The following is a 12,533-nucleotide window of genomic DNA, read 5'->3' on the forward strand; positions in this document are numbered from 1 at the left end:
AGCCCTTCGGGCCGGCCCGGGTGTTCGGGCGGCCGCCCCACCGCTACCCCGCCTCCACTCCCGCCGCGACCTCCACCCGCACCCCCGCCCGCAGTCCCCACTCCGCCATCGCGCCCGCCTCCGCTTCCAGGACGTGGCGGGAGCGGAGGCGGGGCAGGCCCAGGCGGCCCGGTTGCATGGTGACGACGGTGAGGACGCGCAGGTCGCGGTCGAGGTAGGCGACGTCGATGGGGATGCGCATGCGGAAGGTGTGCACGCTGTTGGCCGGGGAGAGCAGAATCGCGCCGTCGACCGCGTCACGGCCGAGCAGGCCCTTGGTGCGGGCGCGGTAGGAGGTCGCCAGTTCGAGGGGGACCGTCACCGGGGCCGGCCCGCTCGCTCCGTCTCCGTGCCGCCCCTGTCCCTGTGCCGGTTCCTGTTCCTGTTCCTGTTCCTGTCCCTGTGTCGGTTCCTGCTCCTGCCCCTGCGCCTGCCCCTGTTCGTGTCCCTGCCCATGCACCGTCAGCCGTCCCCGCCCGTCGCGCCAACGCCGTGCCATGCCCGAGCCCCCTCGCCGTGTGCGGTCTGCCGCGAACCGACCGTATCCGTGCGGCAGTGGGCCCCGCATGGGTCCACGGGCCCATGCCGACCGAGGCGCAGACGGCTTAGGGTCCCCGCGTGCGCGTACTTCTGATCGTCGTGGCTGCTGTGTGGGGCGCGGGCGCCGGGCTGCTGCTGCCGCGCGCCGCCCACCGGTTCTCCGTCGAGGCGGAGCAGCCGTGGCGCTGGGACTGTCCGGGTGGGCATCCCATCACGGGGGCGTTCGGGGGGTGGGTCGGCCCGGCCCGCTGCACCGCTGACCCGGACTGCGGACCGTACGGGCCGGGCGTCCCGGTCGTCGCGACGGTGACCGCCCTCGTCTGCGCCGCCCTCGCCGCCGCCACCGGGCCCCGCCCGGAGGCCCTGGTCTGGCTGCTCGCCGCGCCGTTCGGTGTGCTGCTCGCCCTCGTCGACCACCGGGTGCACCGGCTCCCTGACGTGCTGACGCTGCCGCTCGCCGCCGCCACCGCCGCGCTGCTCGGCCTCGCCGCCCTGCTGCCCGCCGCCGCGGGTTCCTGGGCCACCGCCCTGCTCGGCGCACTCGCCCTCGGGGCGGCGTACTTCGTCCTCTTCCTCGTCAACCCCTCCGGCATGGGCTTCGGCGACGTCAAGCTGGCCCTGGGGCTGGGGGCGGCCCTGGGCTGGTACGGCTGGCCGGTCCTGGTCGTGGGCGGCTTCGCGGGGCTGCTCTACGGCGCCGGGTACGGGCTGGGGCTCGTGCTGCTGCGCCGGGCCGGGCGCAAGTCGGCCATACCGCTGGGGCCGTTCATGCTCGGCGGGGCGTTCACGGGGCTGCTGCTGGGCGCGTTCGCGGTGGCGTGAGTGAGGGGTGCGGTGAGTGGGGAGGACACCCGCATGACCGGACTCGGTGCTGTCTTCCGTCCCCAACTGCCCCCCGAGCGGCTGCGGTCGATCGCCCGTCTCGCCGACGACACCGGGCTCGAGGAGCTGTGGCTGTGGGAGGACTGCTTCCTGGAGGGCGGGATCTCCACGGCGGCGGCCGCGCTCGCCTGGACCGAACGGGTGCGCGTCGGTGTGGGTCTGCTGCCCGTGCCCCTGCGCAACGTCGCCATCACCGCGATGGAGGCAGCCGCCCTGCACCGGATGTTCCCGGGGCGCGCGACCGTCGCTGTCGGGCACGGCGTGCAGGACTGGATGGGCCAGGTCGGCGCGCGGGCCGAGTCCCCGCTGACCCTGCTGCGTGAGCATCTCACCGCCCTGCGCGGCCTGTTGCGCGGAGCGCGGATCACGACCGAAGGCCGCTACGTCCGCCTGGACGACGTGGCCCTGGACTGGCCGCCGCAGACCGCCGTCCCGGTCCTCGCCGGTGCCACCGGCCCCCGCACCCTCCGCGTGTCCGGCGAGGCGGCGGACGGCACGATCCTGACCGCGGCCACCTCACCGGAGGGCGTACGCCGGGCCCGCCGGCTCATCGACGAGGGACGGCAGTCGGCGGGCCGTACGGACGACCACCGGATCGTCGTCTACCTGCTGACCGCCACCGGCCCCGGCGCCGAGACCCGGCTGCGCGCCGAGCTGACCGCCGAGGGCCTGTCCGCCGTTCCGGACCTCGGCGTGGCCGGCGACGGGTCCGCCGTCGCCAAGGCCGCCCAGGATCTCGCCGACGCGGGCGCCGACGCGGTGATCCTCCAGCCCACGGCCGACGAGCCCGACCCCGAGGGATTCATCCGCTTCACGGCCCAGGAGGTACGGCCCCTGCTGCCGTGACCGTGATCCCTCCGAAAATTCAGGAGCGGACGGTGACCGTTGCCTGGGACGATCACCTCATGGCGGACCAGCACCATGAGCAGCGCTCCTTCGAGGACCTCGTCGCCGAAGGCGCCGCCGTGCCCACCGAGGGGTGGGACTTCTCCTGGTTCGAGGGGCGGGCCAGTGAGGCCCGGCCCTCGTGGGGGTACGCCGTGTCGCTGGCCGCGCGGCTGGCCGGCGCGCGGGCCGTGCTGGACGTGCAGACCGGGGGAGGGGAGGTCCTCGACTTCGCCCTCGGCCGGGCCGCGCTCGCTCGCGTGCCCGCGCCTGCCGTCCCCGCCGGTGTGCCCGCGCCTGCCGTCCCCGCTCGCGTGTCCGCGCCCGCGGTCCTCGTCGCCACCGAGGGCTGGCCGCCGAACGTCGCCAGGGCCACCGAACTGCTCAGCCCGCACGGCGTCGTGGTCGTCGCCTCCCCTCAGGACGCGCCGCTGCCGTTCGCCGCCGGTGCCTTCGACCTCGTCGTCAGCCGGCACCCCGTACGCCCGCACTGGGCCGAGATCGCCCGCGTCCTCGAGCCCGGTGGTACGTACTTCGCCCAGCACGTCGGGCCCGGCAGCGCCTACGAACTGGTCGAGTACTTCCTCGGGCCGCAGCCCGGGGCGTCGCGCAACGCCCGTCACCCGGACGGGGAGCGGGCGGGCGCCGAGGCGGCCGGGCTGGAGATCGTGGACCTGCGTGCCGAACGGCTCCGTATGGAGTTCCACGACATCGCGGCCGTCGTCCACTTCCTGCGCAAGGTGATCTGGATGGTTCCCGGTTTCACGGTCGAGGCCCACGAGCCGCGGCTCCGTGCGCTGCACCAACGGATCGAGGCCGAGGGCCCGTTCGTGGCCCACAGCACCCGTCATCTCTTCGAGGCTCGCAAGCCGAAGCGATGACAGGGGTGGATGGCCTTGAATCGGCGTTCGAACCGGCCTCCGTCCGCTTCCGTCCGCCCCAGTCCGTCTCCCTCCACCCGCGCTCGCCGCCCGCTCGCGGCCCACCTCGGTGCTCCCGGTTTCCACATCGTTATCGGTCGCCCCTCGCGTCACCCGTTCGCCTCGAGTAAGTTCAGACCAACGAAATTCGCGTGAGCAAAGCTGCGCGGGCGGCATCGCGCAGTGGAGGGGGCTGCGCGGCGCCGGGCCCCTGGTGGCGGCAGGTGCGGGAGCCTCACGCGGGCGCCGGGCGGCACCGGTTTCGTCAAGCGGGCGTTCGCGGGTGGGTCGCCCCTGGGAGGGATGGCGGCGCAACTCGCCGAGGGGCCCCCGGATGGGTCAAAGCCTCAGGATCTGGCTGTATCCCGCCCGTTCCTCCTGGGAATCCGTCGTGAACCGGCCATGATTGGGCCCGGAATGACGGCTTCCAACCCTCTCCCCGCGTCGCCGGGTGATTCCGGAGAGTAGTTGTGGCGCGCCGATGCACACAGCACCACTTACGAAGGGTTATGGTGGAAACCCCCCCTCGGGCCGGTCCGTCTCCCCCCCACGGACCGGCCCGTTTCTTGTAGGAGCGGCGGGGGACGCGTCTGATACACCAAGGCGCGCGTGACGACCCGTTGGGGGACCCTGGGTACGTCGGGGGTAGGCTTCGCCCCCGGGGACCGCCATACGGACCAGGCCGCCGCACGGACAGGGAACGCCCCCGGCCGCGCCTGTCCGATCCATACGGAGGGGCTGACGAACACGTGAACCTGCGCGACAAGCTGCGCGGCCTGCTGGTCGGGCTGTACGCACGCCGGGTGGAAGGCCACCTGGACCACGCTCAGGTGCCCAAGCACATCGGTGTCATCATGGACGGCAACCGGCGCTGGGCGAAGGCCGCGGGTTCCACCACCGCCCAGGGCCACCGGGCCGGCGCGGACAAGATCGAGGAGTTCCTCGGCTGGTGCAGCGAGACGGAAGTCGAGGTCGTCACCCTCTGGCTGCTGTCGACGGACAACTTCGACCGCCCACAGGAGGAGCTCGGCCCGCTCCTCGGCATCATCGAGGACGTCGTGCGTTCCCTGGCCGCCGACGGCCGCTGGCGTGTGCACCACGTCGGCACGATGGACCTGCTCCCGCCCGCCATGCAGGCCACCCTCAAGGAGGCCGAGGAGACCACCGCCCACGTCGAGGGAATAGTGGTCAACGTCGCCATCGGCTACGGCGGCCGCCAGGAGATCGCCGACGCCGTGCGCTCCATGCTCCTCGACGCCCAGGACAAGGGCACCTCCCTGGAGGACCTGGCCGAGGCCGTCGACGTCGAGATGATCGGCCGCCACCTCTACACCAAGGCCCAGCCCGACCCCGACCTCGTGATCCGCACCAGCGGGGAGCAGCGGCTGTCCGGATTCATGCTCTGGCAGACCGCGCACTCCGAGTACTACTTCTGCGAGGTCTTCTGGCCGGCCTTCCGCAAGGTCGACTTCCTGCGCGCCCTGCGCGACTACGCGGCCCGTCACCGCCGCTACGGCGGCTGACGGGCCCCCACCGGGCACCGGCGACGTACCTTCCTTCACGAGGAGTTCATCCGTGTGCCATTCCATGCATTTGCATGGCGGCGCATTTTCGAGGGCATAAGCCAGACAGGTCGACTCCCGAACCACGGGTGTCGGATCTCAGCGGACGGCTCGGGGCCGTCCGCCCGGGAGGCCCTTTGCACCAGCCCGACCGTGCGGTCCCAGCACGGACGAAGACGCGGAGGGCCGGTTCACGGCCCGCCGTGTGCGGGGCCGTCGACCGGCCTCACTGGTTCCCGCCCGCCCGCCGTCGCTGGATCCCGCCCTCCCGGCCCTGTCTCCATCTCGTCGCTCCCCGACCTCATCCGAGGGGGTACGTCCTTCCGTGGTGACCAGCACAAAGCGCCACAAGCCAGACCGGCGCACCTATGTTCTCGACACCAGCGTCCTGCTGGCGGACCCGAACGCCCTGACCCGCTTCGACGAGCACGAGGTCGTGCTCCCCGTCGTCGTGGTCACGGAACTGGAGGCCAAGCGGCACCATCCCGAACTCGGCTACTTCGCCCGGCAGGCCCTGCGCCTCCTGGACGACTACCGGGTCCGGCACGGCCGCCTCGACGCCCCCATCCCGATCGGGGACCTCGGCGGAACGATCCGCGTCGAGCTCAACCACTCGGACCCCAGCGTGCTGCCCACCGGCTACCGCCTGGGGGACAACGACTCCCGAATCCTCGCGGTCGCCCGCAATCTGCAGGCCGAGGGTTTCGACGTCACCGTCGTCTCGAAGGACCTGCCGCTCAGGATCAAGGCGTCGTCGGTGGGCCTCCTCGCCGAGGAGTACCGGGCGGAACTCGCCATCACGGACTCCTCCGGCTGGACCGGAATGTCCGAACTGACCCTGCCGGGCGAACAGGTGGACATCCTCTTCGAGGAAGGGCACGTCTACGTCCCCGAGGCCGCCGAGCTGCCCGTGCACACCGGCCTGACCATCCAGTCGGAGCGCGGCAGGGCACTGGGGCGCGTCACGCCCGAGGGCAACGTCCGCCTGGTGCGTGGCGACCGGGAGGCGTTCGGCATCAAGGGGCGCAGCGCGGAGCAGCGCATCGCCCTGGACCTGCTGCTCGACCCGGACGTCGGCATCATGTCGATGGGCGGCCGGGCCGGCACCGGCAAGTCCGCGCTCGCGCTGTGCGCGGGCCTGGAGGCGGTCCTGGAGCGCCGTCAGCACCAGAAGGTGATGGTCTTCCGCCCGCTGTACGCGGTCGGCGGGCAGGAGCTCGGCTATCTGCCCGGCAGCGAGGCGGAGAAGATGAGCCCCTGGGCGCAGGCCGTCTTCGACACCCTGTCGGCGGTCACGTCCCGCGAGGTCATCGAGGAGGTCACCGCGCGCGGGATGCTGGAGGTGCTCCCGCTCACCCACATCCGCGGCCGGTCGCTGCACGACGCGTTCGTGATCGTGGACGAGGCGCAGTCGCTGGAACGGAATGTGCTGCTGACCGTTCTGTCCCGGATCGGCGCCAATTCCCGGGTCGTTCTGACGCATGATGTGGCGCAAAGGGACAATCTGCGGGTGGGTCGCTATGACGGTGTCGTCGCCGTGGTGGAGAAGCTGAAGGGTCATCCGCTCTTCGCCCATGTGACGCTGACCCGGTCCGAGAGGTCCCAGATCGCTGCCCTTGTGACCGAAATGCTGGAGGACGGGCACATCTGATCCGATCCGCCCGCTGATCCGCCCATCCGGGTGCGGTCGCAGGGAAGTTGGAAGTCGGCGCCGTCCGGCAAAGGCCGAAAGCCTAGCCGGGCGGCGCCTTCGCGTGTGGAGGTTTCAGGAAATCCCGAGGGTCGAACGAGGTGTGAGCTTTCACACGTATCCCGGAATTGCCTTGCGGCGTTTGGTTACGGCAGAGTCTCACTCCTGTCAGGCCCCGCATACGACACACCTGTACCCCCAGCGGTGCAGAACCACGTGAGCACCACCTCAACTCCATAGCGTCGTCGTATGCCGCCCGAGCACCACGCGGCACTCCCGTGAAGGGAGTTGCCCACCGGGCCCGCGCCTCCCGTGACCCCGCAGTTGGGAGGCCAGTGCCAGGGGCACGATTGCGTCCGCCAGGGTCACCGAAGCGGGCGATGCTGGAAGGAAACCGTGTGAGCCGGATCTCGGTCCGGGGATTCGCAGTGGCCTCGGCCACCGCGGTCACCGCTGTCGGAAGCGTCGTCGGTGTTGCCTCGGGCAGTACCGCGCAGAACAACGACGCCGAGGCGACGGCAGCCGACGCGACGCTTCTCGCGGACATACCCGCGGGCCAGCAGGCCCAGGTGCAGACCGCCTCCCTCGCGCAGCAGGCCGACGCCCAGGCGATCGCCGCGGACGCGAGCGCCAAGAAGGACGCCGAGGCGGCGGCGCGCAAGGCGGCCGCCGAGACTGCGATCGCCAAGAAGGCCGCCGCGGAGCAGGCGGCCAAGGAGGCCAAGCAGCGTGCCGAGGCGAAGACGGCGGCCAGCCGCAGCGCCACCCGGAGCGCCTCCGACTTCCCCGTCCAGAGCTCGTACACCGTGGCTCAGGTGCAGGCCATCGCGCGGCAGATCGTGCCGAGCGGGCAGTTCCAGTGCTTCAGCAACATCGTGACCCGCGAGTCCACCTGGAACTACCAGGCGGTCAACGCCTCCTCCGGTGCGTTCGGCCTCGTCCAGGCCCTGCCCGCGGGCAAGATGGCCTCCGCGGGCGCCGACTGGCGGACCAACCCGGCCACCCAGATCAAGTGGGGCCTCAGCTACATGAACGAGCGCTACGGCAGTCCCTGCGACGCCTGGTCGTACTGGCAGGCGAACGGCAACTACTGACGGCCCGCCGCCGCTCTCAACCTCGCGCAGCCCCTCCCCGTCCTAGGGGGAGGGGCTGTTGCCATGTAGCGTCTGACGGAACGACTCCGGGAGGGAGTGGTGAGGAAGGACGGGGGAAGAGGACGAATCATGTCGCGAGTGCCAGGGTGGCTCGGCCGGCTCGGCGCCGGACTGACCGAGATGGGTGAACGGCTGGACGAGCGCCGTGCCGAGGTGGAGCAGGAGGACGCCGACTCCGGGCCGGAGCCGGCGTCGGAACCACCGGTCGCGGACGCCGTGCCGCTTCCCGGCCACGTGACCGTCGTCCCGGCCCGCCCCGACCCCGCTCAGGCCGTGCCCTGGGGCGTGCGGGTGGCGGCGGAGACCGGCTGGCGGGTGCTGGTGCTGGCCGGCACGGTGTGGGTGCTGATGCGGGTCATCAGCGCCGTCCAGCTGGTGGTGCTCGCGTTCGTGGCCGCGCTGCTCATCACGGCGCTGATGCAGCCGACCGTGGCCCGGCTGCGGCGCTACGGGCTGCCGCGCGGGCCGGCCACCGCGCTCACCGCGATCCTCGGCTTCGTCATCATGGGGCTGATCGGGTGGTTCGTCACCTGGCAGGTCATGGAGAACATCGACACGCTCTCCAGCCAGATCCAGGACGGCATCGACGAGCTGCGCAAGTGGCTGCTGCACAGCCCCTTCCACGTCACCGACAAGCAGATCAACCAGATCGCCAAGAACCTGCGGGACGCCATCGGCGCGAACACCGACCAGATCACGTCGGCGGGCCTGGAGGGCGTGACGGTGGTGGTGGAGGCGCTGACCGGCATTCTGCTCACCGTCTTCTCCACCCTCTTCCTGCTCTACGACGGCCGGCGGATCTGGGAGTGGACGCTGAATCTGGTGCCGGCGGCGGCACGCCCGGGGGTCGCCGGGGCCGGTCCGCGCGCGTGGCGCACGCTGACGGCGTATGTGCGGGGCACGGTGATCGTGGCGCTGATCGACGCGATCTTCATCGGCCTGGGGATCTACTTCCTGAACGTGCCGATGGCCGTGCCGCTGGCGGTGTTCATCTTCCTGTTCGCGTTCATCCCGCTGGTGGGCGCGGTGGTCTCGGGCGCGCTGGCGGTGGTCGTCGCGCTGGTCACCCAGGGCGTGTTCACGGCGGTGATGGTGCTGGCGGTGGTGCTGGCCGTGCAGCAGATCGAGGGGCATGTGCTGCAGCCGTTCATCCTGGGGCGCGCGGTCCGCGTCCACCCCCTGGCGGTGGTCCTCTCGGTCGCCGCGGGCGGGATGATCGCCGGCATCGGCGGTGCCGTCGTCGCGGTCCCGCTGGTCGCGGTGACCAACACGGTGGTGGGCTATCTGCGCAAGTACGCACAGGAACAGACCCTGCGCCAGTCCGCCCGGCCGCAGGGCGCGACCGCGCCGGCCGCCCGGCCGCAGGAGGCGACCGCGCTGTCCGACGCCGTGCCGCCGCAGGCGGAGGAACGGATGCAGCCCCGCTCACCGGAGGGGTGAACGGGGCTGGGGGAGAGGGTGCCGGCCGCGTTACCCGGCCAGCACCGCCTCCGCGTCCAGGGTCGTCGCCACGGCCTGCACGACCGCGGCGATCTTGAAGGCCTCCTGGACGACCTCGCGGCCGACGCCGGCCTTGCGCAGCACCTGCTCGTGGGAGTCGAGGCACATGCCGCAGCCGTTGATGGCGGAGACGGCGAAGGACCACAGTTCGAAGTCGGCCTTGTCGACACCGGGGTTGCCGATGACGTTCATCCGCAGACCGGCGCGCAGGTTGCCGTACTCGTGGTCGGAGAGCAGGTGGCGGGTGCGGTAGAAGACGTTGTTCATCGCCATCACCGCGGCGGCCGCCTTCGCCGCCGTGTAGGCCTCCGCCGAGAGGTTCTGCCTCGCCTCCGGCTCCAGCTCACGCAGGACGATCGGCGAGCGCGCGGCGATCGCGGTCGCCAGCACCGTGCCCCACAGCTGCTGCGCCGGCAGGTCGCTGTTGCCGATGACCGAGCCCAGGTTGAGCCTCAGGTCCTTGGCGTAGTCCGGTATCGACGACTTCAGGGAGTCCAGGGACATCTCGTCACTCACCGGCCAGCAGCTCGACCGGGTCGAGCGTCTCGTCGCCCTTGCTCCAGTTGCAGGGGCAGAGCTCGTCCGTCTGCAGGGCGTCCAGGACCCGCAGGACCTCCTTGGGGTTACGGCCGACGGAGCCCGCCGTCACCATGGAGAACTGGATCTCGTTGTTCTGGTCCACGATGAAGACCGCGCGCTTGGCGAAGCCCTCCTCGTCCTCGATGCCCAGCTCGCGCATCAGCTCGTGCCTGGAGTCGGCCATCATCGGGAACGGCAGGTCGCGCAGGTCGTCGTGGTCCTTGCGCCAGGCGTGGTGGACGAACTCCGAGTCACCGGAGAAACCGAGGACCTGGGCGTCGCGGTCGGCGAACTCGTCGTTCAGCTTGCCGAAGGCGGCAATCTCGGTCGGGCACACGAAGGTGAAGTCCTTGGGCCAGGCGAAGACCACCTTCCACTTGCCCTCGTAGGTCTTGTGGTCGATCTTCTCGAACTCCCTGCCCTTCTCCAGCGAGACGCAGGCGGTCAGTTCGAACTCGGGGAACTTGTCACCGACAGTGAGCACACGCTCTCCTTGCAGCGAGGGAACACCGATTTTGTCGGTGTGTCCCTTGGGTTGGACCTTGCCGATGTTGGCACAGGGTGCATTGATTGCGGAAATAGCTACACTCGGTCGCGTTGATCGGAGGTAGTTATCAGTGACCGTTGGTAATGCCGGAAAGAGGAGGCAGCAGCCCAGTCTGTCCCAGCTGCGCGCCTTCGCCGCCGTGGCCGAGCACCTGCACTTCCGTGACGCCGCCGCCGCGATCGGCATGAGTCAGCCGGCCCTCTCCGGCGCCGTGTCCGCCCTGGAGGAGACACTCGGTGTCACCCTCCTGGAGCGTACGACGCGCAAGGTGCTGCTCTCGCCCGCCGGAGAGCGCCTCGCCGCCCGGGCCAAGGCGGTGCTCGCCGAGGTCGGCGCCCTGCTGGAGGAGGCCGAGGCGCTCCGCGCGCCCTTCACCGGCGTACTGCGGCTCGGGGTCATCCCCACCGTCGCGCCCTATCTGCTACCCACGGTGCTGCGGCTCGTCCACGACCGCTACCCCGACCTCGATCTTCAGGTGCATGAGGAGCAGACGGCCAGTCTGCTGGAGGGGCTCGCCGGCGGGCGGCTCGATCTGCTGCTGCTCGCCGTGCCGCTGGGAGTGCCCGGAGTGGTCGAACTGCCGTTGTTCGACGAGGACTTCGTGCTCGTCACCCCCCTGGACCACTGGCTCGGCGGGCGTGAGGGCATTCCCCGCGAGGCACTGAGGGAGCTCAACCTGCTGCTCCTGGACGAGGGCCACTGCCTGCGCGACCAGGCCCTCGACATCTGCCGCGAGGCCGGGCCGGGATTGAAGGCAGTGGGGCGAAGCCCCTCCGCCGGGGGTGGTGGTGGGCGACGGGAGGGTGTTCCGGTGACCACCACGGCCGCGGGACTGTCCACCCTCGTCCAACTGGTCGCCGGCGGGCTCGGCTGCACGCTGCTGCCGCGCACCGCCCTCGAGGTCGAGACCTCCCGCAGCAGCCGGCTCCTCACCGGCTGCTTCGCCGACCCCGCCCCCTCCCGCCGGATCGCCCTGGCCATGCGTGCCGGCGCAGCCCGCGGCGCCGAGTACCAGGAACTCGCCGCCGCCCTGCGCGCCGACCTCCGGCCGCTGCCCGTCCGGGTGCTCGACGGCGACGCCCGCTGAGCCGCCCGCATCCGGTTCCGCAATCGGTCAAATGAGCGCCGAACAAATCTTTTTGTCGTGCTCGGCGGCTCAATTTCCGTCAGGTGGAGGCAGGTCGGAAGAGCGGGACCGGCGCACGGTCACCGCCTGATACACATACCCCCTCAGTGCGACATGTCAGGCGTATGTGCGACGGGCCAAGGGGAGTGATGGCGGATTTCGCGGATACCGGGGATGCCGTCGATTCCCTCGGGCGGGCGGGGTACGCCGGGCTTTCGCAGGCTCTTGGCACCTGCGGGCGTGAGGGGTTCACCGGGGAACTGCGGGTGTCCGGCCGGCCCGGTGGCGCCTTCCACCTGCGCGACGGACTCGTCGTCGCGGCCGAGACCCCGGGCGCGCCGGGCGCCATGGCCCTGCTGCTGCGCTCCGGGCGGATCGACGGCGAGCAGTGGACCGGGCTGGTGCGGGAGTCGGGCGGCGCCCGCTGGCCGGCGGCCGCGCTGGTCGCGCACGGGCACGCCGGCCCTGCCGAGCTGCGGGTCGTGTGCGTGATGGCGCTGCACGACGCGGCCTTCGCGATCGCCGCCGGTCAGGTCGACGGCTGTGAACGCGTCCCCGGTGGCGAGCCCGTCGCCCCGGTCGAGGTCGGCGAGGCGCCCACCCGGATGCTCCAGGACGCGGCCCGCAAGCTCGCCGCCGTCGCCGCCCTGCCCCACCCGGTGCGCCCGGACCGCGAACGGCCCCTGCCCGTGCCTCGGCCCGGCGCCCGGCTCACCGAGCTCCAGCAGGAGCTGATGGACCACGCCGACGGCCGCCGCACCGTTCGCGACCTGGCCTTCCGCACCGGTCGCGGGGTCTACACGGCGACGGTCGAAGTGGCGCGGATGCTCGGCGAAGGACTACTGCGGTGCCCCGCCGAGCCCGCCGCGATACCGGTCCGGATGCCGCCCGAGGCGCCCGCCCTCGTCGCACGGGAGCCGCCCGTGCCGCCCGAGCCGGCTCCGCCCCCACCGGCCCCACCGCCGCCCGAGCCGATCCCCACCCCGGGGTCCCTGCCCCGCCGCACCCCCGGCGCCAGCGGCATCACCGAAGTGCTCACCCCGCAAAAGCACGGGGCGAGTTGGAAAGGGTTCTTCCGCCTGCGGAACGGAACCGCGAAATGGAGTTGA

At 71.6% G+C, this 12,533-nt stretch carries 12 protein-coding genes; 9 read left to right on the top strand and 3 right to left on the bottom strand.

The features are described 5' to 3' along the window. Positions 1-43: 43 nt before the first annotated feature. A complete protein-coding gene (locus tag ACH4UM_RS02720) occupies positions 44-538 on the bottom strand; it encodes a DUF192 domain-containing protein (protein WP_398172754.1) in 495 nt (164 codons plus the stop codon). 119 nt (positions 539-657) lie between these two features. On the opposite strand from ACH4UM_RS02720, the gene ACH4UM_RS02725 reads away from it, so the two are divergent. The 7 genes from ACH4UM_RS02725 to ACH4UM_RS02755 all read left to right on the top strand — a co-directional run bounded on the left by ACH4UM_RS02725 (position 658) and on the right by ACH4UM_RS02755 (position 9,112). After that, positions 658-1,401: a prepilin peptidase gene (locus tag ACH4UM_RS02725; protein WP_398172756.1), complete on the top strand. Its 744-nt coding sequence runs from the start codon at positions 658-660 to the stop codon at positions 1,399-1,401. A gap of 33 nt (positions 1,402-1,434) precedes the next feature. Then, the gene (locus ACH4UM_RS02730; protein WP_398172758.1) at positions 1,435-2,307 is read left to right on the top strand and encodes an LLM class flavin-dependent oxidoreductase; all 873 of its coding nucleotides are present in this window, start codon (positions 1,435-1,437) and stop codon (positions 2,305-2,307) included. A gap of 59 nt (positions 2,308-2,366) precedes the next feature. Continuing rightward, positions 2,367-3,227: a methyltransferase domain-containing protein gene (locus ACH4UM_RS02735; RefSeq protein ID WP_398173590.1), complete on the top strand. Its 861-nt coding sequence runs from the start codon at positions 2,367-2,369 to the stop codon at positions 3,225-3,227. 788 nt (positions 3,228-4,015) lie between these two features. Continuing rightward, positions 4,016-4,789, top strand: coding sequence for an isoprenyl transferase (locus ACH4UM_RS02740; protein ID WP_398172760.1), 774 nt, complete (start codon positions 4,016-4,018; stop codon positions 4,787-4,789). Positions 4,790-5,153: 364 nt separating this feature from the next. Beyond that, positions 5,154-6,479 (top strand): PhoH family protein, encoded by a 1,326-nt coding sequence (locus ACH4UM_RS02745; protein WP_398172762.1) that lies wholly within the window; start codon positions 5,154-5,156, stop codon positions 6,477-6,479. Between the two features lie 437 nt (positions 6,480-6,916). Further along, positions 6,917-7,612 carry a transglycosylase SLT domain-containing protein gene (locus ACH4UM_RS02750; RefSeq protein WP_398172764.1) on the top strand — a complete coding sequence of 232 codons (696 nt, stop codon included), beginning with the start codon at positions 6,917-6,919 and terminating at the stop codon, positions 7,610-7,612. 129 nt (positions 7,613-7,741) lie between these two features. Then, positions 7,742-9,112, top strand: coding sequence for an AI-2E family transporter (locus ACH4UM_RS02755; RefSeq protein ID WP_398172766.1), 1,371 nt, complete (start codon positions 7,742-7,744; stop codon positions 9,110-9,112). 30 nt (positions 9,113-9,142) lie between these two features. Here ACH4UM_RS02755 and ACH4UM_RS02760 read toward each other — a convergent pair whose 3' ends face one another. Together ACH4UM_RS02760 and ACH4UM_RS02765 are read right to left on the bottom strand one after the other, a co-directional pair. After that, the gene (locus tag ACH4UM_RS02760) at positions 9,143-9,676 is read right to left on the bottom strand and encodes an alkyl hydroperoxide reductase (protein ID WP_398173592.1); all 534 of its coding nucleotides are present in this window, start codon (positions 9,674-9,676) and stop codon (positions 9,143-9,145) included. A 4-nt stretch (positions 9,677-9,680) separates the two neighbouring features. Then, on the bottom strand, positions 9,681-10,235 hold the full coding sequence (locus ACH4UM_RS02765) for a peroxiredoxin (protein WP_398172768.1): 555 nt from the start codon (positions 10,233-10,235) through the stop codon (positions 9,681-9,683). 133 nt (positions 10,236-10,368) lie between these two features. Between ACH4UM_RS02765 and ACH4UM_RS02770 the strand changes: the two genes are divergently transcribed. Next, positions 10,369-11,385, top strand: coding sequence for a LysR substrate-binding domain-containing protein (locus tag ACH4UM_RS02770; RefSeq protein WP_398172770.1), 1,017 nt, complete (start codon positions 10,369-10,371; stop codon positions 11,383-11,385). A gap of 188 nt (positions 11,386-11,573) precedes the next feature. After that, entirely contained in the window at positions 11,574-12,533 is a 960-nt protein-coding gene (locus ACH4UM_RS02775) for a MarR family transcriptional regulator (RefSeq protein WP_398172772.1), read from the top strand.

Origin of the sequence: Streptomyces sp. NPDC020801, assembly GCF_044334385.1 — a bacterium.
In the GTDB taxonomy this organism is placed as follows: Bacteria; Actinomycetota; Actinomycetes; order Streptomycetales; family Streptomycetaceae; genus Streptomyces.

Coding starts and splice junctions, on each gene's coding strand:
- ACH4UM_RS02760 (WP_398173592.1), bottom strand. CDS start 9,676: ATGTCCCTGGACTCCCTGAAGTCGTCGATACCGGACTACGCCAAGGAC.
- ACH4UM_RS02720 (WP_398172754.1), bottom strand. CDS start 538: ATGGCACGGCGTTGGCGCGACGGGCGGGGACGGCTGACGGTGCATGGG.
- ACH4UM_RS02730 (WP_398172758.1), top strand. CDS start 1,435: ATGACCGGACTCGGTGCTGTCTTCCGTCCCCAACTGCCCCCCGAGCGG.
- ACH4UM_RS02755 (WP_398172766.1), top strand. CDS start 7,742: ATGTCGCGAGTGCCAGGGTGGCTCGGCCGGCTCGGCGCCGGACTGACC.
- ACH4UM_RS02775 (WP_398172772.1), top strand. CDS start 11,574: ATGGCGGATTTCGCGGATACCGGGGATGCCGTCGATTCCCTCGGGCGG.
- ACH4UM_RS02735 (WP_398173590.1), top strand. CDS start 2,367: ATGGCGGACCAGCACCATGAGCAGCGCTCCTTCGAGGACCTCGTCGCC.